The following is a 24,274-nucleotide window of genomic DNA, read 5'->3' on the forward strand; positions in this document are numbered from 1 at the left end:
CCTATCGTGGTCGTCGCAAGACGGTCATCCGGCGCGAGCCGTCGGCGTCGATCACCAAGCGGTTGTTCGACATCACGGCGTCGGGCTCGGCGCTGCTGTTCTTCCTGCCATTCTTCCTGGTCGTTGCAGCGCTGATCAAGGCGACGTCGCCCGGGCCGGTGTTCTTCACGCAATATCGCTACGGCTATCGCAACCGGAAGTTCAAGATCTACAAGTTCCGCTCGATGCGCAGTGATCTCGGCGACAAGCTCGGGGTGCAGCAGACGGTGCAGGGTGATGCCCGCGTGACGCGGATCGGGCAGATCCTGCGCAAGACCAGCTTCGATGAATTGCCCCAGCTCATCAACGTGCTGAAGGGCGACATGTCGCTGGTCGGGCCACGCCCGCACGTGCCGGGCATGCTGGCTGCGAACATGCTCTATGAAGATCTCGTGCCTTACTACTTCCAGCGCCACAGTGCGCGTCCGGGAATCACCGGGCTTGCCCAGATCAGCGGCTGCCGCGGCAGCACGGTCGATCCCACGCTGGCGATCGCGCGCATCGATTATGATCTCGATTACATCGAGGCGTGGTCGATGGTGAGGGACATCCGGATCATCGTGCAGACGGTGCGCAAGGAATTCATTTCCGGCAACGCGTTCTGATTTTAAGCGACAGCCTATCCGTGAATGATGAGTCCGGCCTGAAGCGGCTGCGCGTGAGTCATGGCGCAGTTCGGCTATCCAATGGCCGCGAATGAAGGGTGACAGCGATGACCGCCACGCAACGAACCAAGCAGATCCTGAAGGAAACGTTCCCCTCCATGTGGCTGCGCTGGCGCTTCATGAAGCGCCCGAAGACGGCCGAGCGTGAGCTGAACTATCTCGACAAGATCGTGCCGGCCGGTGCGGTCACCGTCGATGTCGGCGCCAATGTCGGGCTCTACACGCAGAAGCTGGCAAAGCTGTCCGGCAAGGTCCACGCCTTCGAGCCGTCCCATGACATGGCGACGCTGCTGCGCCGGACCTCGGCGTCCAATGTCAGCATTCACGAGATCGCCTTGTCGGATCAGGAAGGCGAGGCCGACCTCTACATCCCGCAGAGTGATGACGGCCTCGTGCATGGTCTGGCCTCGCTCGAGCAGTCGCATGCGCCGAACACCACCAATGTCGTCGCTGCCCATGTACCGCTGGCGCGGCTTGACGGCGTGATGAAGGACGACGTCGCCTTCGTGAAGGTCGATGTGGAAGGCCACGAACTCAGCGTGCTGAAGGGCGCGACCGGCCTGATCGATCGCTGCCAGCCGGTGTTTCTGGTCGAAGCCGAAGATCGTCATCGTGCCGACGCGACGAAATCGATCTTCGAGTTCTTCGGCGCCAAGGACTATCGCGGCTATTTCCTCTCCGACGACGACATCGTTCCCGTCGATTTCTTCGATGCCGAGACGATGCAGGATCCCGACGCGCTGTTGCCCAATGGTGGCCGCAAACCCGGGCAATCCTATGTGAACAACTTCTTCTTCTTCCCGCGACATCTCGATGGCGAGTTGCTGCTCAGCAGCTGAGATGCGCGGTGTCAAAGCATGATCCCGAAAAGTGGCCACCGGTTTTCGGATCAGATCATGCTTCTCAAAATGGGGGCGTCCGGGTCGTTCTGACTGCGGACCATAAAAGACAGGACATCTCATGCGTATCGCCATGATCGGCGCCGGCTATGTGGGGCTGGTGTCGGGTGCGTGCTTTTCCGACTTCGGTCATCACGTCACCTGCGTCGACACCGACCAGAGCAAGATCGACGCGCTCAATCGCGGTGAGATCCCGATTCACGAGCCTGGTCTCGATGCGCTGGTCGCCAGCAATGCGAAACAGAAGCGCCTGAACTTCGTCACCGACATCACCAGGGCGGTGGGCGAGGCCGAGGTCGTGTTCATTGCCGTCGGCACGCCGTCGCGGCGCGGCGATGGCCATGCCGATCTCACTTATGTCTATGCGGCCGCCCGCGAGATCGCCAAATCCATCACCAGGTTCACGGTGATCGTGAACAAGTCCACGGTGCCGGTCGGCACCGGCGACGAGGTCGAACGCATCATCCGCGAGGAAAATCCGGAGGCCGAATTCGCCGTCGTCTCCAATCCGGAATTCTTGCGCGAGGGCGCTGCGATTCGCGATTTCAAGCATCCTGATCGCATCGTGATCGGATCGAGCGACACGCGCGCGAAGCAGGTGATGGCGGAAGTCTATCGTCCGCTTCATCTGAACGCTTCGCCTATCCTTTATACGGATCGCCGCACGGCCGAACTGACGAAGTATGCCGCAAACTCCTTCCTCGCCACCAAGGTCGCCTTCATCAACGAGATCGCGGACCTGGCTGAGAAAGTCGGCGCCAATGTGCAGGAAGTCGCGCGCGGCATCGGGCTCGACAACCGCATCGGCGCCAAATTCCTGCATGCCGGTCCCGGCTATGGCGGCTCATGCTTCCCGAAGGACACGCTGGCCTTGATCAAGACCGGTCAGGATCACGAAGCGCCATTGCGCATCGTCGAGACCGTGGTGGCCGTCAACGACCAGCGCAAGCGCGCGATGGCGCGCAAGGTCGCGCACGCCTTTGGCGGCAATCTGCGCGGCAAGACGATCGCGATTCTCGGGGTCACCTTCAAGCCGAACACCGACGACATGCGCGACGCGCCGTCGATCCCGCTGATCACGGCGTTGCAGGACATGGGCGCCGAGATCCGCGTTTATGATCCCGTCGGCATGGAGCAGGCGAAGAAGGTGTTCGAGAACGTCACCTTCTGCGACAGCGCCTATGATTGCGCGCGCGGCAGCCACGCGGTGACCATCGTCACCGAATGGGAGCAGTTCCGTGCGCTGGATCTGAAGGAAATGGCGGCGATCATGGCATGCCCGGTGATCGTCGACCTCCGTAACATCTATGCGCCGGACGAAGTCGCCCGCAACGGCTTCCTGTATAGCGGCGTCGGCCGGCCGCAGACCGTAGCGTATTAACTTTGTGTCGTCCCGGCGCAAGCCGGGACCCATACACGCTGTCGAAATGATGAATACCGGCCGTTGTGGCTCTGCCATAAGCTCGAAGGCTATGGGACCCCGGCATTCGCCGGGACGACACGCTTACTGCGTGGCTTCGGTGGTCGGCGTGATCGCGCTCTCGACCGAGACGGCGAGCTTGTCGTCGACGCCGTGGAACAATGCTTCCAGTCCTTCGCCGCCGAGATACCAGCTGCCGAAATAATACGTCGCTCCGACGATGGCGGCGGCCATGATGAGGCCGCGGCCCACGGAAATGACGATGTCGGCCTTGGTGATTTGATGCATCAAGCTTTCCCGTTGAGGGCCGTCATCTTCTGACGCGGCGGCGGTCCTGAACGTGCCGAGGAACTCGACAGCGAGTAACAGCGCGATAAAGCCTGCGGACAATAGCGAAATTGAGACCAGTTGCCGGCTGCCCAGGCCGAATTCGTCCATCGCGAGCGCGCCCATGGAATAGGCGAAGAGTGCCGCGCTCCCGCCGCCGATCACCACGATCGCGGCCAATTCCAGGATTCGTCCCATGCGCGACCATCTCTGTTGGGGACAGCGGATTCAACCGTCGCATTTGCGACAATTCACCCCAGTTTAAGGCGCTGCTCTCACACTGTTGCGCATGACGCATACATCGCTGGAACCAAGGTATCTTATGACAGTTGCGTGGAATATCCGATCTTGGAACCTCGGCGCGGGACAGCATGATGCGGTCTAGAAGTGTGGTTCTGGCATTGACGATGTCGCTCGCGTCGCCAGCCTTCGCCAATGAAATCGATCAGATGGCGTCGAATCTCGAAAAGAGCTGCTCGAACCATTTTCGCAAGCGCCCGAACAAGCCTTCGAATGATTCAAAAAAGTTCTGCAGCTGTTTCGCCGCGGAATTCACCGCGACCATTTCACTGCGTGAGATCGACAGCGCCAGCGGCACCGTAACCTCTGAAATTCAAGAGCAATTCGAGCGCGCTGCGGATCATTGCGGCCGCGATGTCGCGCCATCCGTGGCGCAATCCGGCAGGGTGTGGGCGACCCAGGACAACTAGGCGTCGGCGTGAAATCGTCTCTGACCGTATCGCTGACTCACTGTCGCCTCATTTGATGCCGAGTTTATGGCGGTCGGCGCATTGGGGACAACGGCGCGCCGGCATGGGGACTGTTCATTTGACGATATCTCGCACCAAGGCGCCGCCCGCGTCGCGTATGCCCGTCGCCGGGCTGAAGCAGAAAGCCGGGCCTGCGGTCGAAGCTGTATCGATCGCTTGCGCCCATTTATTCGCGGTGGCGGCCATGGTCGTCATCGCCGGTCTGGTTATTTACGCGAGATAGAATTGATGCGTCTGGTTTGGTCTGGGCTGTCTGCGGCAGCCTTCACGCTCCTGATGGTGCAGCCGTCGGCGGCGCAGCGGGTGCTGTCTTTCGAGCCGCTGGCGATGGATCCGTATTCCACTGTCTATGTCGACAATGGCTCATGCTCCGCCGGCAAGGTGCTGAAGGTGCAGGGCGCGCCGAACAACCAGCGCCGCAAGAAGAGCTGCGTGCCGCTGTCCGACCTGCGCGGCGCCAACGGCACGCTCCGGACCAAATAGCGTTACGTCGCAGCCTTGGGCAGCGCGGACGGTCGTGCGGCGACATATGTGTTGATCGCTTCCAGCAATTTGCTCTTCACCGCATCGGCATCGGCGGGCTCCGTGGTCGCAGCCACGGTGAGTTCGACCACGCCATCGCCATCGGCAAGATTGACCACCTTGGATACCTTGGCCTGTGGCGCCTGCACGCGGGAATCTGCGGCAAGATCGGCAACCAGCTCGCGGCTGATCGCCTGCGCCTCCGCGCCGGCGCGCACGGGAAAACTCACCTCGACCTTGCCGGCATTGGCGCCGGGATAGGTCGACTTGTTGATGATGGCCGAGCCCCACACCGAGCCATTCGGCAACAGGATCTGCACATTCTCGCTGGTCTTGAGTTCGGTCATGAACAGCGACAGCGACGTCACCGTGCCGGCCTTGCCACCAACTTCTACGGTGTCGCCGATCTTGAACGGCCGAAACAGCAACAGCATCACGCCGGCAGCGAGATTGGTCAGCGTGCCTTGCAGCGCCAGTCCGATGGCCAGAGAGGCAGCACCCAGCACGGCGACCAGACTTGCGGTTTGAATGCCGAACAGCTGCAATACCGCGATGCCGACCACCGCAAGCACTGCATAGCGCGCCAGCGAGGCGACGAAATTCGACACCAGCGGATCGATCCGGTTGGTATGCGACAGCGCTCCGGTCACGATGCGATCGGCGGCGCTGGACAGATAGAAACCCACGGCCAGCAGCGCGCCGGCATAGATCGCGTTCAGTCCATAGAGCAGCAACGACGCCCATAGCGTTTCAAAATTGATGGTCACGGAAAATCCCTCAGGCAGGTCTGATCGGGGCCAACGCCTGTCGGGGGTGATTGATCCCGTTTTCGGCTTGCACAGGCCACGCCTTGGAGCGGGATACCGGCTGGCCTGACAAGAGCCGCTCCCATTGCTAATCTCGCCGGGACCGGCTTGCATGCCAGCGCCGGTTCCGAATCGAGATGGGATCAATTGAAGTGAAACACGAGACTTCCGCTCCGGTTGCAATGCAGGGCGGCCTCGCGGCGTCGTATGTGAACATGGCCGAGGACGAGGCCGTCGAACTGGCGCGCGTGTATTTCGGCATCGATGGCAAGCCGACCCGCTTCGCCACCGAGAAAGACGACACGTTCCGGATCGCCCCGGCCAGCGGGCCGCGTTACGTCCTCAAGGTCGCCAATCCGACCGAGGATGTCGCCGAGATCGATTTCCAGATCCGCGTGCTGGAGCATATCGCGGCGCGCGCACCCGAACTGCCGATCCCGCGGGTGATCCCGAACAAGGGCGGTGAGGGCCACTTCGCCTATCATGATCGTGCCGGCCAGCAACGTCGCGTGCGGTTGATGTCCTTCGTCGAAGGGCAGCCGCTGAGCGAAGTCGTCATCGATATCAAAGGTCGCGAGGAAATCGGCCGGCTACTGGCGACGCTGCGTTTGGCGCTCGCCGATTTCAGCCATCCCACCGAAACCCGTGTGGTGTCGTGGGACGTCAAGAACCTGCCGACTTTGGCGCCACTGCTTCCGGAAATCACCGACGCCGCATGGCGCGCAAAGCTGGAGACCGTGCTGGAGCGCTTCGCGTCGGTTGAGCCGCGCCTGTCACGCTGTCGCCAGCAGGTGCTGCATAACGATTTCACGCGTTCGAACATCGTCGCCGATCCCGCGCTGCCGACCTTCATCAGCGGCATTATCGACTTCGGCGACACCGTGCGCACCGCCATCGCCATCGATGCGTCCACCGCGCTGCTCAACCAGCTGCCGGAAAAAATGGAAGGCGAGATCTTCGCCCATGGCCGCGATCTCCTCCGCGGCTATCTGCGCGTCGCCGATCTGACCGAGGAAGAGCTTGCGCTGATCCCGGCGCTGATCATGTCGCGCCTCACCACGCGCATCCTGCTCTCCACCGCCATGGCCAACCGCGTGCCGTCGGTGGCCGACTATGTTCTTCGCAACAATCACATGACCTGGGGCCAGATCGACTGGTTCCTCAATCGCTCGATGGACCAGCTCGGCAATGAGCTGATCGACCTCGCGCGCTAACGCTTGACGATTTCAAAGGAGCATCTCATGTCAGTTCTCGACGCGCCGCGCGGCAAGATGGTCAATGGCTTTGACCCCGCCACGGCATCGAACCTCACGCCTGAAAGCCGCAAGCTGGTGGAGCGCCGCATCGCGCTGCTCGGCCCGGCCTATCGCCTGTTCTACAAGGACCCGGTCGAGGTCGCCCGCGCCAGCGGCGTGCTGCTCTATGACAGCGAGGGCAATGAATATCTCGACGCCTACAACAACGTGGTCTCGGTCGGCCACTGCCATCCCAAGGTGGTCGAGGCCATCACCAAGCAGGCGCAGACCATCTGTACCCACACGCGCTACATCCAGAAGGGCATTCTCGATTACGCCGAGCAACTGCTCGCGACCTTCGATGGCCCGGCGCGCCATGCGATGTTCACCTGCACCGGTTCGGAAGCCAATGATCTCGCCGTGCGCATGGCCAAGCATCACACCGGCAATCAGGGCATCATCATCACCGACGAGGCCTATCACGGCAATTCAGAGCTGAGCGCCGGATTCTCGCCGTCGCTCGGTCCGTATTCGCCGCTCGGCACCTTCGTGCGCCGCGTGCCGGCGCCGGACAGCTATCGCATCGCGCCTGAGAACATGGGCAAGTGGATGGCCGAGAAGGTCTCCGAGCAGATCGTCGATCTGCAGCGCCGCGGTGCCGGCGTGGCCTGCTTCATCGCCGACAGCATGTTCTCGTCGGACGGCATCTTCTCGCATCCGACCAACCTGCTGCAGCCGGTGGTCGATGTCATTCATAAGGCCGGCGGCGTCTATATCGCCGACGAAGTGCAGTCCGGCTTCGGCCGCAGCGGCGAGAAGCTGTGGGGCTATCAGCGCCACGGCATCACGCCGGATATCATCACCATGGGCAAGCCGATGGGCAATGGCTATCCGGTCGCTGCCGCGGTGATGCTGCCGGAAATCGTCGAGAAATTCGGCCGCGACAACCGCTACTTCAACACGTTCGGTGGCAACACCGTTGCGATGGCTGCCGCGCAGGCCGTGCTGAATGTCATCAAGGACGAGAAGCTGGTCGAGAATTCGCTGAAGGTCGGCAAGATGCTGCGCGAGGGTTTTGAAGCACTCGCGAAGAAGTATCAGGGTATCGGCGATGTCCGCGGCTCCGGCCTCTATATCGGCGTCGAGATGGTGAAGGACCGCTCAACGAAGGAGCCCGATGCCGCCGCAGCTGCGGCCGTCGTCAACGGCCTGCGCGCCCGCCGCGTGCTGATCTCGGCCACGGGGGCAGCTGCCAACACGCTGAAGATCCGCCCGCCGCTGGTGTTCACCGCCGCCCATGCCGATCGCCTCCTCACCGAGGCCGACGCTGTGTTCGCGACGCTCTGATGTCCCGCGAACAGGCGATCGCGCGCATCGATGCGCAATTCGAGTCCGGCGAGTTTCTCGCCGTGCTCGACCGCATGGTCGGCTACAAGACCGAAAGCCAGAGCAACGCGCGAGGCGAGGAGCTGCAGGCCTATCTCGACAAGGAGCTCGTGCCGCAATTCACCGCGCTTGGCTTTACGACGAAGATCGTCCCGTCGCCTTCGGGCCGCGGGCCGAACCTGCTCGCGAGTTATCACGAGAGCGACGATCTGCCGACCGTGCTGATGTATGGTCATGGCGATGTCGTGCCCGGCATGGAGGGCGAGTGGCGGGACGGGCTCGATCCCTGGCGCTGCACCACGGTGGGCGAACGCGTCTATGGCCGCGGCACCGCCGACAACAAGGGCCAGCACGCCATCAATATCGCCGCACTCCGCGCCGTGCATGAGGTGCGTGGTGGCAAGCTCGGCTTCAATGTGAAGTTCATCGTCGAGATGGGCGAGGAGATCGGTTCGCCCGATCTGCCCAAGGTCTGCGAGAGCCTGCGCGACGAACTCAAGGCCGATCTGTTTCTGGCCTCCGATGGCCCGCGTCTCTCCGCCGAACGACCGACGATCTTCCTCGGTTGCCGCGGCGGCCGCCGCATCCATCTCGATCTCAAGCTGCGCGACGGCGCGCATCATTCCGGGAATTGGGGCGGATTGCTCGCCAATCCCGCGACGATCCTCGCGTCAGCCATTTCCACGCTGGTGGACCGTGATGGCCGCATCCTGCTCGATGCCCTGAAGCCGCCCCGCATCACCAACCAGATTCGATCAGCGCTGGCCGATGTGGTGGTGTCGCCAACGCCCGACGAGCCGTCGCTGTCGGAAGGCTGGGGCGAAGAGGGGCTGTCGCCGGCGGAACGGCTCTATGCGTGGAACACGCTGGAAGTGCTGGCGATCAATGCCGGCAATGTCGGCAATCCCGCCAATGCCATTCCCGGCGAGGCCCATGCGGTGCTGCAACTCCGCTTCGTCGTCGGCACCGATATCGAGAATGTCGTGCCGGCCATCGAGAAGCATCTGGCTGCGAAGGGCTATGGCGATATCAAGGTGAGCCAGTCGCAATATTTCAACGCCTCTCGCACGGATATCGACAATCCCTGGGTCGGCTGGGCGGTGGAGTCGGTGCGCAAGACCACTGGCAAGCCGCCGGCGCTGCTGCCGAATTTCGGCGGCTCGCTGCCGAATGACGTGTTCACGGATATTCTGGGGTTGCCCACGGTATGGGTCCCGCATTCCTATCCCGGCTGCTCGCAGCATGCCCCGGATGAGCACATCTTGAAGCCGGTGACGGCGGAGGCCCTGCGCATCATGACGGGGATGTTCTGGGATTTGGGGGAGAAGAAGTAACGGTTCTACCTGCAGCTTCCGTCTCTCGCTGTCATGGCCGGGCTTGACCCGGCCACCCATCTTCTCTCGTCGCCAACCTTAAAGTTGGATGCCCGGGTCAAGCCCGGGCATGACGTGGAGAGAGCGGCGCCTTACGCCTTCACGAACGCCAGCAACGTGCCATTCGCATTGGCCGGCGGCACGACGACGCCAACTTCCGTCTTCGCGCCCGCCGATCCCACGGCCGTCTCCGCCGCCGCCAGATCGCCGGCGATGAACACCAGCGCCACGCCGCCACGCTCCGGTGCGCCATCCAGCGAGGTGCCTGGGAAACGCTTCGCCAGCACGTCCCTGGTCATGAACACGAAGTCCGCGCGATCACCGCCCGATGGCACGGCCACGGCGCCGTCGCTTTCATTGCGCGTCGCGCCGTCGATCAGCTTGGCCATATGCGCGGCATCCTTCGCTGGCTCCGTCGTCACGATCAGCACCTGCTTCATCCGCTTGGCGGTGTTGGCATGCGACATGAGTTCAGGAATCCACACCGTCTCGCGCGTCTTGTGCTGGCACGCAAAGATGCGCAGACCGCCCGGCGCCTCCTCGATCGGCCAGTGGAAGACCTGAAATTTCGCCGCACTCACGGTGCCGTTTGGCAGCGTCACCGGGCGTTCGAAATCGGTGGGGCCGAGCGCCTTGTAACCACGCGCTGTGATCTCCGCTGCGCCGGCGGTCGAATCCACCGCCGTGAAGGCGATGCGCTCGACGCCTTCGCCGCGCTCGGCGAGAAACTTGCGCATCGGCGCATTGTGCTCGGTCTCGGAGATCACGCCGAGCAGTTCGACATAATCGGGATCGAGCATGATCGTGTAGTTGCCCGAACCCATCTTGGCGCTGTGAGTGCCGCGCGGCGACAGCGTGAAGCCGAGCTTCTTCCAGATCGCGGCTGCGGCATCGAGGTCTTTGACGGAGACCACGGCATGGTCGATTCCGATGATGTTCTTGAGGGTCACGCGTGCACCACCTTGCATTGGATTGGGCGCGTAAACTATGCAGAATGCGGAACCATCGCAAGGGAACGGATCATGTGATCTGCCCTGCGTCTGGCTAAGATTGTGCCGTTGAAAACGGGAAGGCTGACGATGGAAACTGCAAATGCGCCCTGGCCGAAATCGCTGTGGGCCGCCGTCACGCCTCCCGGCCCCGAACTGCCGGAGCTGAAGGGCAATGCCGAGGCCGATGTGGTCGTCATCGGCGCCGGCTTCACCGGCCTGTCCACGGCACTGCATCTGCGCGAGCAGGGGATCGACGTCGCGGTCGTCGAGGCTGTCGAGCCCGGTTGGGGCGCCTCCGGCCGCAACAATGGCCAGGTGATCCCGACCCTGTCGCGGCCCGATCCCGAGGACATCATCAAGCGCTATGGCGCCGCCGGCGAGCGCCTTGTCGGCATCATCCGCGACAGCGCACAGATCCTGTTCGATCTTGTCCGGCGCTATCAGATCCAGGCCGAGGGCGAGCAGAACGGCTGGATACAGCCGGTGCATTCGCCCGGCCGCATCAAGATCGCCGAGCGCCGCGTCAAGCAGTGGTCGAAGCATGGCGCGCCGGTGGAGCTGCTGTCGAATGACGACATGCGCAACATGCTCGGTTCGTCCGCCTGGTTTGGCGGCTTCTGGAACAAGACCGGCGGCCACATCAATCCGCTGGCGCTGGCCCGCGGCCTCGCCCGCGTGGTGCTGGAGCAGGGCGGCCGTATCTATGCGCGCTCGCCGGTGGAAAGCTTTGCACGGCAGGGCGATCGCTGGATCGTCAAGACCGCGCAGGGCCAGATCAGCGCCCGCGCGCTGGTGGTTGCGAGCAATGCCTATACGGGCGAGTTCTCGAAACAGCTCTCGCCGGGCATCGCGAGCGAGGTGATGCCCGTGCTGTCCTGGCAGATGGCAACGCAGCCGCTGTCCGAGCAGGCACGCCAGACCATCATTCCCCGCCGGCAGGCGGTGTCCGACACACATGGCGAGCTCTATTTCATGCGTTACGACGCGCGTAACCGCCTCGTCACCGGCGGCAATGTCATCGGCTTCGGTGACAAGACCGGCCGGTTGAAAGAGATGGTCGGCGCGCGCCTGCAGCGGCTGTGGCCGGAGATCGGCGAGGTGAAGTTCGACTATGTCTGGAACGGCTATGTCGGCATGACCACGGACTTTTTGCCCCGCATGCACAAGCTCGGGCCGAATGCGTTCGGCTGGACGGGGTGTAACGGTCGCGCGGTGGCGCTGTCGATTGCGCTTGGCAACGAGTTTGCCAAGGCGGTGCGCGGCGTGCCGGATGAGGAGCTGGCGCTGCCGTTCTCCGAGCCGGTGCCGATCGCGGCACACGGGCTGATGCGCCTGCTGGCGCCGTTCATGCTGCTGGTCTATCGGCGCAGGGATAAGAAAGAAATTTAACCGTCATTGCGAGGAGCGAAGCGACGAAGCAATCCAGGGCCGCACGAAGAAAGAACTGGATTGCTTCGCTTTGCTTGCAATGACGACGGAGAGTTACGCCGTAATCGGCTCTTTCTTCCTTGTAAAATCCCCACCCGGGATCGAGGCCAGCAGCGCCTGCGTGTAGGGGTGCTGCGGGTTGCCGAACACTTCGCCGGCCAGCCCGTGCTCCACCACTTCGCCGTCCTTCATCACGGCCACGAGATCGCAGATCTGCGCAGCCACGCGAAGATCATGCGTGATGAACACGATCGACAGCCCCAGCCGTTCGCGCAGCTCGTGCAGCATCTTCAGCACCTGCGCCTGCACCGAGACATCGAGCGCCGACACCGCTTCATCCGCCACCAGCACATCCGGCTTCAGCGCGAGCGCACGGGCAAGGCCGATGCGCTGGCGCTGGCCGCCGGAGAATTCATGCGGCAGGCGGTCCATCGCAGATGGATCGAGCCCGACCAGCCGAAACAGCTCCTTCGCCTCCGCCCAGGCCTGCGCACGCGGCACGCCATGCACGATCGGACCCTGCGCCACGAGATCGCCGGCCTTGCGGCGCGGATTGAGCGAGGCGAATGGATCCTGAAATACCATCTGGATGTGCTTGGTCTCGCGCCGCACCTCGTCGCGTGACAGCTTCGCCCAGTCCTTGCCTTCCAGCACGATCGATCCACCATCGGGATCGATCAGGCGGATGATGCAACGCGCCAGCGTCGATTTGCCCGAGCCGCTTTCGCCGACAATGCCTAGCGTCGCACCGCGCGGCAGATTGAGCGACACCGACTTCACCGCATGCGTCACCCGCGCGCCACGGCCGAGAAAGCCGCCATTGCGATAGGTCTTCGAGACATTCTCCAGCGTCAGGATGTTCTCGCTGTTCAGTTGTCGCGCTGGCGGCGCAGCCAGCGGCGGCACCGCGGCGATGAGCTGCTGCGTATAGGGATGCTGCGGATTGTGCAGCACGTCCTGCACCGGTCCTTGCTCCACCACCTTGCCATGCTGCATCACCACCACGCGGTCAGCGATCTCGGCCACCACGCCAAAGTCATGGGTGATGAACAGCACTGCCGTCTTGCGCCGGCTCTGCAATTCGCGAATGAGTTTCAGGATCTGCGCCTGCGTCGTCACATCGAGCGCCGTGGTCGGCTCGTCAGCAATCAGCAGGCGCGGATCGAGCGCGAGCGCCATGGCGATCATCGCGCGCTGGCGCTGGCCGCCGGAGAGTTCGTGCGGATAGGCGCGGGCCGCCTGGGCGGGATCGGGGATGCGCACATCCTGCAGCAGCGCCAGCACACGCGCCCTGATCTCTTTCTTCGAGAGCTCGGTGTGGATCTCGAACATCTCGCCGATCTGGTCGCCGATGGTGCGCAGCGGGTTGAGCGCGGTCATCGGCTCCTGGAAGATCATCGCGATCCCGGCGCCGCGCACCTTGCGCATCTCGGCATTGCTGGCGCTTGCGAGGTCCTTGCCCTCGAACAGCACGCGGCCGCCATCGATGGACACTTCCGGCGGCAGCAGCCGCATCACGGCATTGGCCATCACGGATTTGCCCGAGCCGCTTTCGCCGACCACGCAGACGATCTCGTTATCGGCAATCGACAGCGACACGCCGCCGAGCGCATGGGTGCGATCGGCGCCTTTCGGCAGCTTCACACTGAGGTCTTCGACGGTGAGGATGGTGTCGCTCATTTTTCAGCTCTCACCGGCTCTTCAGCCTCGGATTGAGCGCATCATTGAGCCCCTGGCCGACCAGCGACACCGCGAGCACCGTGAGCAGGATCGCGATGCCTGGGATCGCCGAGACATACCACTGCACGCGCAGCACGTCGCGGCCGAGGCCGATGAGGTTGCCCCAGGATGCGACATTGGGATCGGAGAGGCGCAGGAAGGCGAGGGCGCTTTCCAAGAGGATCGAGACAGCCATCACCACGCTCGCATAGACGATCACCGGCGGCAGCGCATTGGGCAGGATCTCACCAAGGATGAGCTGCAGATCCTTCATGCCCAGCGTGCGCCCGGCCTGCACGAATTCGCGGCTGCGCAGCGACATGAATTCCGCACGCGTCAGCCGCGCGGGCGCCGGCCAAGACACGATGCCGACGGCGATGGTCACGGTGGTCAGCGTCGAGCCGAACACGGCGACCAGCACCAAGAGCAGCACGAAATTCGGCAGCGTCTGGAAGGCTTCGGTGATGCGCATCAGGATCGTGTCGATCTTGCCGCCATAGAAGCCGGCAAAGGCGCCGATCAAGACGCCGATGATGACGGCGATCAATGTCGCGACGCCGCCGATCAGGAGCGAGATGCGCGCCCCGTAAAAGATCTGCGCGGCGATGTCGCGGCCGGAATTGTCGGTGCCGAGCGGGAAGCGCGGATTGGCGAACGGCCACACCAGCGGGCGGCCGGCGAGGGACAATGGATCGTTCGGGTAGATCCAGCCGGCACTCGCTGCCATGCCGATCACGATGAGCAGCAGCACCAAACCGACCACGGCGGCAGGGCTGCGGAAATAGCGCTTTACGGCGTCCACGCTCAGCCCTCCGCCTGGATGCGCGGATCGAGCCGCGCATAGAGGAGATCGACCAGGAAATTGACGAAGATCACCAAGAGAGCCGAGACGAAGACAATGCCGAGCAGCGTGTTGAGGTCGCGTTGAACAACGGACTCATAAGCAAGACGACCAAGGCCGGGCAGCGAGAACACGCTCTCCACCACGACGGAGCCGCCGAGCATGGTGCCGGCCTGCAGGCCGATCAGCGTCACCATCGGCAGCAATGCGTTGCGCAGCACATGTTTGGCGACGATGCGGGTCTCGTCGAGCCCCTTGGCGCGCGCGGTGCGCACATAATCGAGATTGAGCACTTCCAGCATCGAGGCGCGCATGATGCGTAGATAGATGGCGAGGAAGATCAGCGCCAGCGTCAGCGTCGGCAGCACCAGATGCGCGGCGATGTCGAGCGTGCGCTCGAAGCCTGATTGCACCGCGCCGATATCCTCGAAGCCGCCGGCGGGCAGCCATTGCAGATAGATCGAGAACACGACGATGGCCATCAGGCCGAACCAGAAGGACGGCGTGGCGTAGAAGATCAGGCCGAGCGTGGACATCAGCGTATCCGGCCAGCGATTGACGCCGCGGGCGGCGATGACGCCGAGCACGAGGCCGAAGAAGAAGGCGAAGGACAAGGACGCCGTCATCAAGAGCAGCGTGGCCGGCAGGCGCTCGAAAATCACGGTGGCGACGGGCTTGCCATAGATCGAGGAGAAGCCGAGATCGAACTGCACCAGACGCAGCAGATAGTTGCCAAGCTGCACCGGAACGGATAGATCGAGCCCGTAGAATTTGCGCAGTTCGCGCGCGGTATTCGCATCGCCGCCGCCCATCTGCGCCATCATGGCATCGACGGTGTCGCCCGGTGCCAGTTGCAGCAGCAGGAACACGCCGATCAGGATCAGAAAGAGCGTCGGGATCGAGGCGGCCAGTCGCCGCCCCGCGAGTGATAGGATGCGCATACCGCTATTGTGTCGCGTTTTGCGTCAGGCGGAAAGCCAAAGATCGTGCCAGCTCGATGAACCCCAGCGCGGATTGTTGGAATGGTTACGCGCCTTGGCCGTGATCACGGTGACGAAGATCTGTTCGATCGGCATCCACACCGGCAGTTCGGTATTGGCTTCCTTGACGAATTCCGCATAGAGCGCCTTGCGCTTCACCGGATCGATCTCGGTGGCGGCGTCGTCGATCACCTTGTCGATCGCGTCGTTCTTCCAGTCCCACTGATTGGTCCAGGGCGCGCCCTTCGGCTGGCCGGAGCGATACCAGACGGTGGTGGAGACCGCGGGATCGTTGCGATACTGGTGCCAGCCGGTGGCGAGGTCGAACGCGTGGTCGGCATAGACGCCCTTGAGGAAGCCGCCGCCGTCATTGCGCACGATCTCCACGGGAATGCCGACTTCCTTCAGCGACTGCTGGATGAAGGTGGCCCACAGCGAGATGTCCTCGCCCCAGGGTGCGGGCAGGAGGCGCAGCGAGAAGCGCGTACCGCCGGCACCGGGCTTGAAGCCGGCCTCGTCGAGCAGGGCTGCGGCCTTCTTCTTGTCATAGGGATATTGCGGCGTGTTCGGGCCGGGGAAGAAGTCGGTGGAGACCGACGGAATCGGGCCGGTGCCGGGCTTGGCGAAGTCGCCGAGAAAATTCTCGATGAAGAACGGCACATTGATCGCATGCGCGATGGCGCGGCGGACGCGGATATCCGCCAGCTCCTTGCGGCGGAAGTTGAATTCGATGGTGTTGGTGCGCGCGTTGCCTTCATTGCCCTTGGTAGAGACGACGAAGCGCTTGTCCTTGCCGAGCCGCGCCATGTCGGAAATCGTCAGGCCCGAGAACGGCGAATACTGGATGTCGCCGGCTTCCATCTGCGCGGCAGCCGCAGCGCGGTCGGTGATGATCTTCCAGACGATGCGGTCGAGATAGGGCGCATTCGGGCGCCAGTAATTGTCGTTGCGCTCGGCGATGATGTACTGGCCGCGCTCATATTTGTTGAACTTGAACGGGCCGGTGCCGATCGGGGCGAGGTTCGCCGGGTTCTGCCGGATATCGCTCGAGCCTTCATAGATATGCTTGGCCGAGACATAGCCGAGATCTGGCAGCGCGCGCAGCAGCAGGCCGAGCGGCATCGGGCGCTCATATTTGAACACGGCGGTGTGCGCATCCGGCGTTTCCACCGCCGTCAGGAACAGCTGCAGCGTCGATCCGTAATTCAGGATCTTCTTCCACATGTTCATGGCGGTGAATTCGACGTCGGCCGAGGTGAACGGCTTGCCGTCGTGCCAGGTCACGCCCTTGCGCAGCTTGAAGGTGATGGTCTTGCCGTCGGCCGACGACTCCCAGCTCTCGGCGAGGACGCCGACCGGCTGGCCCTTCTCGTCGAGATCGACCAGGGCTTCCTGGATCTTGCCGCCGATGATGTAGACGCCGGTGGAGGCCTGCAGGCTCGGGTTGAGCTGGCGCTGTTCTGCACCGTAATGGACGTTGAACACGCCGCCCTTGCGCGGCGTCTCCTGCGCAAAGGCGCGGAAGGGATTAGCCACATTGGCTGCGATCGCGGCCGAAGTCAGCAGCGCGGCGCGGCGGGTCATCTCGAAGCGGTTCATTGGTCCAATTCTCCTGCGTCTTCTTTGCGCATAGCGGAATGGGCGGGTTCCACGCAAGCTACGGCACAAACTTGGATGGAGTCATGCGCAAATCCGGGGCTGACAGTGCAATTCTTGCCCAATCAACGTGTTCCCGAGAAAGAATACCTCCTTGTCCTTTTGCGGGTTAGCTTGTTGGCCAAGCCATTTCCCGCACTGCGAAGCGACTTTTGGACGTCTTCAACCCGGTGCCCGGCATTGCTACAAAAATCGGCCGGCCGTCTTGGCCGCGTCCCTGGAGTTGTCTTCCCCACATGACTGCACCCCTCGATCCGAGCCTGCCGGCCCTGCAGGACATCGCGACGCCGGCACTCGTGGTGGATGGCATGGCCCTCCAGCGCAACATCGCGGCCATGGCGGCATTTGCAAAGGCGAACAACATCGCGCTGCGCCCGCATGCGAAGACCCACAAGTCGCCGCGCATCGCACAGTTGCAGATCGAGGCCGGTGCGGTCGGCATCTCCTGCGCCACGGTGGCGGAACTGGAAGCGATGGCGGAGGCCGGCATTCCCGGCCTGCTGCTGACCACCCCGGTTGCCGATCGCGTCAAGCTCGCGCGCATCGCTGCGCTGGCCGACAGCACCGACATTGCGCTGGTCGTCGATCATGCCGACCAGATCCAGGTGCTGCAGACGTTGCTCGACACCGGAAGTCGTCCGCTTCAGGTGCTGATCGATATCGATGTCGGCCAGCGCCGCACCGGCGTGGTGAAGCCTTCCTCCACGGCTGAACTGGCGCAATTGATCGAGGCGACGCCGGGCATGACATTCGGCGGCATCCAGGGCTTTGCCGGCCATGTCCAGCACATGATTGATTTCGAAGAGCGCAAGGCCGGCGCGGCCACGGTGCGCGGCATTCTCGATGATCATCTGCGCGTGTTGAATGAGGCCGGCATCAAGGCTCCGATCGTCACCGGCAGCGGCACCGGCGCCTGCGCCTTCGACATCGCCGGCACGTTTACGGAGCTGCAGGTCGGCTCCTACCTGTTCATGGATGCCGATTACGGCCGGCTGCAGGATGAGGGCGGCGGCGCGCTGCCGTTCGAGCCGAGCCTGTTCGTGCTGGCCACGGTGACATCGGTGAATCGCGCCGGCGAATTCACCGTCGATGCCGGGGTGAAGGCGATGGCCTTCAACGGTCCGGTGCCGTCATTGATGCTCGGTGTGCCGGAGGGATCGGCCTATCGCTTCGGCGGCGACGAGCACGGCATGATCACGCTGCCCGAAGGTGCGGAGCCGCCAAAACTCGGCAGCCGTGTGCTTCTGATCGCCACGCATTGCGACCCCACCGTGAACCTGCATGCGAGCTATCAGGTGGTCGGGCACAATGGCAGCGTCGAGGCGTGGCCGGTGATGGCGAGGTATGGGGCTTAAACTCGGCTGTCGTCCCGGCGAACGCCGGGACCCATACACGCTGTCGAGTTTATTAGAGCACCGCCGTTTGTAACTCGGCCGTTTCAACTACGCCGGCCGTGGTCATGGATCCCGGCGTTCGCCGGGATGACAGGGGAGCTAGTGTCCCCCGCCCAGAAACGCCTCCGACAGCGTCGGATCATTGATCAGCGCTTCGGCCGATCCCGAGGTCACCACGCGTCCGGTCTCCAGCAGATACGCCCGATCCACGATCTTCAGCGTCTGCCGCGCCTTCTGTTCCACCAGCAACACCGTCAGGCCCTCGTCGCGGAACTGCGCGATCATGCTGAACAGGCTCGCCGTCATCAGCGGGGCCAGACCCAGCGACGGCTCGTCCAGCAGCAGCAGTTTCGGCTTCGACAGCAGCGCGCGGCCAATGGCCAGCATCTGCTGTTCACCGCCCGAGAGCAGGCTGGCAAGCCCGTCGCGGCGCTTGCCGAGGATCGGGAAGCGCTCCAGCATCTTCTCGACGTCATCCATCGCCGCCGACTTGTCGCTGCGGGTGTAGATGCCCATCAGCAGGTTTTCATACACCGTCATGCGCGCGAGAATGCCGCGGCCCTCCGGCACCAGCGCAATGCCACGGCGGAGATTCTTCTCGGCCGTGTTCGGCGTGAGCTTCTGGCCGTCGAATTCGATGTCGCCCTGAAACGGCAGCAGTCCGGCGATCGAGCGTGCGATCGTGCTCTTGCCGGCGCCATTGGCGCCGAGCAGCGCGACGATCTCGCCTTTCCTGATCTCCAGATCGACGCCGCGCACCGCGGTGATGGCGCCGTAGCGGACTTCCAGCCCCTTGATCGTGAGCATCAGTTGTCCTTTCCGAGATAGGCGTCGAGGACGACCGGATTGTTGCGCACGTCTTCCGGCGTGCCTTCGGCGATCGGCACGCCGAAATCCAGCACATAGAGATAGTCGCACAGGCGCATCACGAAATTCATGTCGTGTTCGATCAGGAGAATGGAGAGGCCGGTGTCGCGGAGCCGCAGCATCAGCGTGCGGATTTCCTCGGCCTCGTCATGGTTCATGCCGGCCACGGGCTCGTCGAGCAGCAGCAGCTTTGGCTTGGCCGTGACGGCGCGCGCCATCTCCACCTTGCGCTGGATACCGTAGGGCAGCGACTTCGCCGGGCGATCGCGGAATTCGGTGAGGCCGAAGAATTCCAGCACCTCTTCCGCACGCGCGAGCGCCGCCGGATTGGCCCAGGAGATCGGCAGCAGCCGGCGCCAGGCCGCCTCGTTATGCGGCTGCGCAACCAGCAGATGCTCCCATACCGACATCGAGCCGAACAGGCGGATGTTCTGGAACGTGCGCGCAATGCCTTCGCGCACGATCTTGTAGGACTGCCACTGGGTGACATCGACGCCCTTGAGCACGACTTCACCGGCATCGGCGCGATAGGCGCCGGTGATGGTGTTGAACAAGGTCGTCTTGCCGGCGCCGTTCGGGCCGATCACGCCGATGATCTTTCCTTCCGGCACCTCGCAGACCATGTTGGACAATGCGTTGATGCCGCCGAACGTCTTGGTGACGCCGGTGAGTTTGAGCAGCGCCTGGCTCATGCTGCAGCCCTCCGGAAGGTAAGCGTCCGGATCAGCGAACGGTCGAGAATGCCCTGGCGCCGCACCAGCAGCACCAGCACCAGCAGCGAGCCGAACGCGGCAAGGCGCCAGTCGGCGATCGGCCGCAGGAATTCAGGCAGGAAGATCAGCAGGGTCGAGCCGACCAGCGAGCCCGGTGCCACCGTCGAACCGCCGAGGATGACGGCCAGCACGAATTCCACCGAACGTTCGAAGCCGAAATTGGCCGGCTCGATATAGACATTGTGATGCGCAAAGAGCCCGCCGGACATCGCGGCCACCGCCGCACCGACCGCAAAGGCGCCGATCTTGGTGACCACGGTGTTGAGGCCGATCAGGCCGGCGGCCGTCTCGTCGTCATGCACCGCCTGCATTTCCAGCCAGACCCGCGAGCGCTCCAGCAGCATCACGGCGATCAGGATGCCGCCGGCCCACAGCCAGATATAGCCGACGCCGATATGCTGCATGCCGCGGAAGCCGCCGGAGCCGCCCATGGTCTCGAAATTGAGGAAGAAGCTGCGCACCATCTCGCCGAAGCCGACCGTGGCCATGGCAAGATAGATGCCTTTCAGCCGTAGCGCCGGGAAGGCGACGATGGCGCCCATGATGCCGGCGAGGATCGCCGAGATCACCAGTGCGAGTGTCAGCGGCACGTTCAGCGTCACGGTCAGCCATGACGACAGATAGGCGCCGATGCCCATGAAGGCGCCATTGCCGAGCGACAGCTGGCCGGTGGCGAGGATGATATAGACGCTGAGCGCGCCCAGCAGGAGAATGCCCGATTCAGCGAGCAGGCTTGCGTAATAGGTGGACATCAGACGCGCTGCCCCTGATCGGACCGCGCACCGCCGAGAAGGCCCTGCGGACGCAGCAAGAGAATGAGGATCATGAAGCCGTAGACGACGAAGTCGCGGATCTGCGAACCGCCATAGGCCACCGTGAGCACTTCGGCGATGCCGATCAGCGGACCGGCAACCAGTGCGCCCCAGATCCGGGTGGTGCCGCCGATCACCATCACGGCGATGGCCTTGAGGCCGATCTCGACGCCGAGATAGGGGGTGATGGCGCCGTAATGCAGCGCGATCAGCACGCCGGCGACGCCCGCCAGCGCGCCGGAGAGAATGAAGGCCAGCATCATCAGGCGGTCGGCGGAAACACCGAGAATGCGGGCAACGTCGCGGTTCTCGGCGACGGCGCGGAGGGCGCGGCCCATCGGCGTTTTCTGCACGATGTAGGCGGTGAGGGCGACCAGCACGACGGTGGCGCCGAGCACGAGAAGCTGCATCTCGCCGATGCGGATCGGGCCGATCTCGAACTGCTCGCCGAAGATCGGCAGCTGCAGCGGATCCGAGCCCCAGATATTGGTGGCGATGTTCTGCAGGATGATCGAGAAGCCCAGCGTGGACAGCATCGGCGTCACCAGCGGCGCGTCACGCAGCGGCTGGTAGCCGATCTTCTCGACGATGATGGCGATCGAGGCGGCGCCGAGCATGCCGCCGAGCACGGCGACGGGAAGCGGGAAGCCGGCCGAGATCAGCGTGAAGCCGATGAAGCCGCCGATCATGAACAGTTCGGCAATCGCCAGATTGAGGATGCCGAGAATGCCCATCACGAGCGAATAGGACAGCGCCAGAAGCGTATAGACCGCTCCGAGCGTCAGGCCGTTGACGAGTTGCTGTATCAGCATGGGAATCGCAATCGTTAGGTAGAGATGTATGTCAGGTGATCGTTCTTAAGACTGCGGCCGGGAGAATGTCCCGGCCGCAGAGGCTTGGATATGGAGGCGCGCTTTAGCAGGCCGGGTGGTTCGGGGCCGAGCTGCAGCCCTTGACCTTGGTGTCCCAGTTGCCGTTCTGGCCCTGCAGAACATAGAAGGCCTTGATGGCGTCGCCGTCGTCGTTGAAGCCGATCGGGCCGCCGAGACCCTTGAAGCCTTCGAGCTTGGCCATGTAGTCGCGGATCTTGGTGCGGTCGGCTTCGAGATCTTCCGGCTTGCCGGTGACGCCTGCGGTCTTGATCGCGTCGATATACATCGAGACGATTTCATAGATGTTGGCATCGAACATGTTCGGCTCGATGTCCTTCGGCAGGCCCGATTCCTTGCGCAGCAGCGGGGTCAGGGCGGCGGTGAACTTCTCCGGCGCGTCGCCCTTCATGGTGGAATAGAACGTCGCCGGTGCGATCACCGGAATTTCCGGGGCGGCCTTGAGGATGGCCGAGGAGATCAGCTGGCTGGCGCCGACCACCGGCTTGATCAGGCCCTGGCGCTTCATTTCACGCAGCACGGTGATGGCCTGGCTGTAGTCGGCGCTGATCACGACACCGTCGGGATTGAGCGACTTCAGCTTGGTCACCTGGGCGGAGACGTCGAGGTCGCCGGTGTTGAACGACAGCAGGTCGTTCTCGTTGGCGATGGCGATCTCGTTGGCCTTCAGCACCGACGGCATGATCACCTTGCCGACGGTCGCGGCGGTCGCGTCCTTGGCGTCGAAGATCACCGCAACGGTCTTGATGTTGAAGCTCTTCTTGAAATACGGCACCGCCGTCTTGGCGAGCACGCCTTCATCGATGGTGTTGCGGAACGCCCATGGACGGTTCTGCTTGGCAGTGCCCGGCTTCGACGAGGCCTGCGAGGTGGAGACCAGCTTCATCTCGTTGGCGACCGGGAAGGTGACTTCCGCGGCGCTCGAGGTCAGCGGGCCGGCAATCGCCAGCACCTTCTCGTCGCTGGCGAGCTTGCGCAGCGAGGTGGCGGACTGGGCCGGCTTGGCGGCGTCGTCGAGGATGGTGATCTTCAGCTTGGCACCATTGATGCCGCCGGCATCGTTGGTCTGCTTCTCCAGCATCTTCAGCGTGACGGTGTTGCTGCGGCCCCATTCGGCGAACGGGCCCGAGCTCGGCACCACGGCGCCGAGATTGATTTCGCGGGTCTGCGCCTGGGCCTGGCCGGCCAACAGGGCCGAGAGGGTCACCGCTGCGACGGTGCTCAGCACGCGTGGCAAATTCGATTTAATCCGCGACATCGAAATGGTCCTTTATAGCTGTGATGCTTCGCCGCAGTTGGGCTGCGGCCGTTTCCTGATGGTATAGTCCATCTACCCCATAACTGTGCATTCCGTATGCCATCGCCGGATGTGTCGGCGGTGTGACATCGGCGGGAGGATGGTCCGATAATTTTGCGGCTTTGACAATCCGCAACCCCAGTATCTTTATAAAATAGTTCTCTTAGGAAGCTAATTTATGCGGCATATCCGGCCCAAGAATGCGGCATTCGGCAGCATTGGCGCGCTGCCGGCCGGCTGGCGGCGTGCTGTTGTAACAATGACTTGAACCCTTCCCGGAACGGGGCTGCCGCCGCTGGTCGTGGCCATCGCGAGCAAAATGTCGCAGTCGCGCCTGTGCGATGCAGCAACGCGGGCGCCGGGCGTCAGCCCTTGCGCGGCTTCCCGGCCTTGGCGGCAACCATCTGCTGCGCCTCCGGCGACAGCGACTTCACCTTGGCTTCGGCCAGATAACGCTGCAGCGCGATGGCGCGATCGCTGGACTCGACCAGGCGCTGCACCATGTCGAGCAGCTGGTGGAATTCCTTTGCCGAGAGGCTGCCGAACTGCACGTCGTTGATCTGCAACTGGGTCGGCGCCAGGCGCTCCAGCAGGTCGGCACCATGTGCGGTGACGACGAGGCTGATGCGGCGGCGGTCCTCGGGGTGCGACGTCTTGGTGATGAGCCCCTTGGTCTCCAGCTTGTTGGTCACCGTGGTGACAAAGGCGCCGCTGAGATGCAGGTGATCGGCGACCGCGCGCACATGCACGTCACCCTGCGCCGACAGGTGCCGGATTGATATCAGCGTGGTGTATTCGATGCCGGCGAGGCCGATCACCGCAGCATGGCCTTCGCGCAAGGTCTGGTGCCGGACCAGGAAGCCGAACAGGCTGTGAACCAGGCGACGAAAATGCGCGTCGGAGCCATCCACCAGCAATTCCGGACGCGAGGTCGTCAGCGCCGCGCGCTGCGCCGGCCGATGGGCAGGCTTCTTGCTCGCTTCGGTCTTGGTGGGGGACGTTTTGTTCGCAGAGCTACGTCGGCCGGCGGACTTTGCCACGTTTCGATTCCATGCCTGAGGGTGACCAAGCTTGGCGTCTCCGTCGCGCAATTGCAATCACGACGAAGGATGCAGGATTGTCGTCGCGGTTGACCGCTGCACTCAACGCGCAATGGAAAGCGAGTCCGGACTATCGCTATCAA

The 24,274-nt window shown here is 63.3% G+C and carries 24 protein-coding genes; 10 read left to right on the forward strand and 14 right to left on the reverse strand.

Annotated elements, in window-relative coordinates; genetic code table 11:
- Positions 1–50 precede the first annotated feature (50 nt).
- From ACIQ17_RS15575 to ACIQ17_RS15585, 3 genes are all read left to right on the forward strand, one after another.
- Positions 51–644, forward strand: a complete 594-nt coding sequence (locus ACIQ17_RS15575) for a sugar transferase (protein WP_398469982.1) — start codon at positions 51–53, stop codon at positions 642–644.
- Between the two features lie 107 nt (positions 645–751).
- On the forward strand, positions 752–1,543 hold the full coding sequence (locus tag ACIQ17_RS15580; protein WP_398469959.1) for an FkbM family methyltransferase: 792 nt from the start codon (positions 752–754) through the stop codon (positions 1,541–1,543).
- A gap of 121 nt (positions 1,544–1,664) precedes the next feature.
- The gene (locus ACIQ17_RS15585) at positions 1,665–2,984 is read left to right on the forward strand and encodes a UDP-glucose dehydrogenase family protein (protein WP_398469960.1); all 1,320 of its coding nucleotides are present in this window, start codon (positions 1,665–1,667) and stop codon (positions 2,982–2,984) included.
- A gap of 123 nt (positions 2,985–3,107) precedes the next feature.
- Here ACIQ17_RS15585 and ACIQ17_RS15590 read toward each other — a convergent pair whose 3' ends face one another.
- Complete coding sequence (locus ACIQ17_RS15590; protein ID WP_398469961.1) at positions 3,108–3,530, reverse strand: hypothetical protein; 423 nt, start codon at positions 3,528–3,530, stop codon at positions 3,108–3,110.
- Between the two features lie 194 nt (positions 3,531–3,724).
- Here ACIQ17_RS15590 and ACIQ17_RS15595 point away from each other — a divergent pair, with 194 nt between their 5' ends.
- Positions 3,725–4,060: a hypothetical protein gene (locus ACIQ17_RS15595; protein ID WP_398469962.1), complete on the forward strand. Its 336-nt coding sequence runs from the start codon at positions 3,725–3,727 to the stop codon at positions 4,058–4,060.
- Between the two features lie 114 nt (positions 4,061–4,174).
- Here the strand turns inward: ACIQ17_RS15595 and ACIQ17_RS15600 are convergent, their stop codons facing one another.
- Positions 4,175–4,306 carry a hypothetical protein gene (locus tag ACIQ17_RS15600; RefSeq protein ID WP_398469963.1) on the reverse strand — a complete coding sequence of 44 codons (132 nt, stop codon included), beginning with the start codon at positions 4,304–4,306 and terminating at the stop codon, positions 4,175–4,177.
- Positions 4,307–4,348: 42 nt separating this feature from the next.
- On the opposite strand from ACIQ17_RS15600, the gene ACIQ17_RS15605 reads away from it, so the two are divergent.
- Positions 4,349–4,603, forward strand: coding sequence for a DUF6719 family protein (locus tag ACIQ17_RS15605; RefSeq protein ID WP_398469964.1), 255 nt, complete (start codon positions 4,349–4,351; stop codon positions 4,601–4,603).
- 2 nt (positions 4,604–4,605) lie between these two features.
- Here the strand turns inward: ACIQ17_RS15605 and ACIQ17_RS15610 are convergent, their stop codons facing one another.
- The gene (locus ACIQ17_RS15610) at positions 4,606–5,409 is read right to left on the reverse strand and encodes a mechanosensitive ion channel family protein (RefSeq protein ID WP_398469965.1); all 804 of its coding nucleotides are present in this window, start codon (positions 5,407–5,409) and stop codon (positions 4,606–4,608) included.
- A 191-nt stretch (positions 5,410–5,600) separates the two neighbouring features.
- Between ACIQ17_RS15610 and ACIQ17_RS15615 the strand changes: the two genes are divergently transcribed.
- Genes ACIQ17_RS15615 through ACIQ17_RS15625 form a run of 3 tightly spaced genes read left to right on the forward strand, consistent with a single transcriptional unit; the run spans position 5,601 to position 9,403 of the window.
- Positions 5,601–6,662 (forward strand): phosphotransferase, encoded by a 1,062-nt coding sequence (locus tag ACIQ17_RS15615; protein WP_398469966.1) that lies wholly within the window; start codon positions 5,601–5,603, stop codon positions 6,660–6,662.
- Positions 6,663–6,689: 27 nt separating this feature from the next.
- Positions 6,690–8,030, forward strand: a complete 1,341-nt coding sequence (locus ACIQ17_RS15620) for an aspartate aminotransferase family protein (protein WP_398469967.1) — start codon at positions 6,690–6,692, stop codon at positions 8,028–8,030.
- Positions 8,030–9,403, forward strand: a complete 1,374-nt coding sequence (locus ACIQ17_RS15625) for a M20 family metallopeptidase (protein ID WP_398469968.1) — start codon at positions 8,030–8,032, stop codon at positions 9,401–9,403. Before ACIQ17_RS15620 ends, ACIQ17_RS15625 begins: the two co-directional genes overlap by 1 nt.
- Before the next feature lie 131 nt (positions 9,404–9,534).
- On the opposite strand, the gene ACIQ17_RS15630 is transcribed toward ACIQ17_RS15625, so the two are convergent.
- Positions 9,535–10,392, reverse strand: a complete 858-nt coding sequence (locus ACIQ17_RS15630; RefSeq protein ID WP_398469969.1) for a VOC family protein — start codon at positions 10,390–10,392, stop codon at positions 9,535–9,537.
- Between the two features lie 129 nt (positions 10,393–10,521).
- Between ACIQ17_RS15630 and ACIQ17_RS15635 the strand changes: the two genes are divergently transcribed.
- On the forward strand, positions 10,522–11,823 hold the full coding sequence (locus ACIQ17_RS15635; RefSeq protein ID WP_398469970.1) for an NAD(P)/FAD-dependent oxidoreductase: 1,302 nt from the start codon (positions 10,522–10,524) through the stop codon (positions 11,821–11,823).
- Positions 11,824–11,916: 93 nt separating this feature from the next.
- Here ACIQ17_RS15635 and ACIQ17_RS15640 read toward each other — a convergent pair whose 3' ends face one another.
- Genes ACIQ17_RS15640 through ACIQ17_RS15655 form a run of 4 tightly spaced genes read right to left on the reverse strand, consistent with a single transcriptional unit; the run spans position 11,917 to position 17,001 of the window.
- Positions 11,917–13,542: an ABC transporter ATP-binding protein gene (locus tag ACIQ17_RS15640; protein ID WP_398469971.1), complete on the reverse strand. Its 1,626-nt coding sequence runs from the start codon at positions 13,540–13,542 to the stop codon at positions 11,917–11,919.
- 10 nt (positions 13,543–13,552) lie between these two features.
- On the reverse strand, positions 13,553–14,383 hold the full coding sequence (locus tag ACIQ17_RS15645) for an ABC transporter permease (RefSeq protein WP_398469972.1): 831 nt from the start codon (positions 14,381–14,383) through the stop codon (positions 13,553–13,555).
- A gap of 2 nt (positions 14,384–14,385) precedes the next feature.
- Positions 14,386–15,363, reverse strand: a complete 978-nt coding sequence (locus ACIQ17_RS15650; RefSeq protein ID WP_398469973.1) for an ABC transporter permease — start codon at positions 15,361–15,363, stop codon at positions 14,386–14,388.
- Between the two features lie 24 nt (positions 15,364–15,387).
- The gene (locus tag ACIQ17_RS15655) at positions 15,388–17,001 is read right to left on the reverse strand and encodes an ABC transporter substrate-binding protein (protein WP_398469974.1); all 1,614 of its coding nucleotides are present in this window, start codon (positions 16,999–17,001) and stop codon (positions 15,388–15,390) included.
- 293 nt (positions 17,002–17,294) lie between these two features.
- On the opposite strand from ACIQ17_RS15655, the gene ACIQ17_RS15660 reads away from it, so the two are divergent.
- Positions 17,295–18,413, forward strand: a complete 1,119-nt coding sequence (locus tag ACIQ17_RS15660) for a DSD1 family PLP-dependent enzyme (protein ID WP_398469975.1) — start codon at positions 17,295–17,297, stop codon at positions 18,411–18,413.
- Between the two features lie 138 nt (positions 18,414–18,551).
- Here ACIQ17_RS15660 and ACIQ17_RS15665 read toward each other — a convergent pair whose 3' ends face one another.
- The 6 genes from ACIQ17_RS15665 to ACIQ17_RS15690 form a co-directional block, all read right to left on the reverse strand.
- A complete protein-coding gene (locus ACIQ17_RS15665; RefSeq protein WP_398469976.1) occupies positions 18,552–19,259 on the reverse strand; it encodes an ABC transporter ATP-binding protein in 708 nt (235 codons plus the stop codon).
- Entirely contained in the window at positions 19,259–20,011 is a 753-nt protein-coding gene (locus ACIQ17_RS15670; RefSeq protein WP_398469977.1) for an ABC transporter ATP-binding protein, read from the reverse strand. Before ACIQ17_RS15670 ends, ACIQ17_RS15665 begins: the two co-directional genes overlap by 1 nt.
- On the reverse strand, positions 20,008–20,844 hold the full coding sequence (locus ACIQ17_RS15675; protein ID WP_398469978.1) for a branched-chain amino acid ABC transporter permease: 837 nt from the start codon (positions 20,842–20,844) through the stop codon (positions 20,008–20,010). Before ACIQ17_RS15675 ends, ACIQ17_RS15670 begins: the two co-directional genes overlap by 4 nt.
- Positions 20,844–21,716, reverse strand: coding sequence for a branched-chain amino acid ABC transporter permease (locus tag ACIQ17_RS15680; protein ID WP_398469979.1), 873 nt, complete (start codon positions 21,714–21,716; stop codon positions 20,844–20,846). Before ACIQ17_RS15680 ends, ACIQ17_RS15675 begins: the two co-directional genes overlap by 1 nt.
- 103 nt (positions 21,717–21,819) lie before the next feature.
- Positions 21,820–23,052, reverse strand: a complete 1,233-nt coding sequence (locus ACIQ17_RS15685; RefSeq protein ID WP_398469980.1) for an ABC transporter substrate-binding protein — start codon at positions 23,050–23,052, stop codon at positions 21,820–21,822.
- Positions 23,053–23,456: 404 nt separating this feature from the next.
- Complete coding sequence (locus ACIQ17_RS15690; protein WP_398469981.1) at positions 23,457–24,131, reverse strand: MarR family winged helix-turn-helix transcriptional regulator; 675 nt, start codon at positions 24,129–24,131, stop codon at positions 23,457–23,459.
- Positions 24,132–24,274 lie beyond the last annotated feature (143 nt).

It is taken from the genome of Tardiphaga sp. (genome assembly GCF_044340795.1).
Lineage (GTDB): Bacteria > Pseudomonadota > Alphaproteobacteria > Rhizobiales > Xanthobacteraceae > Tardiphaga.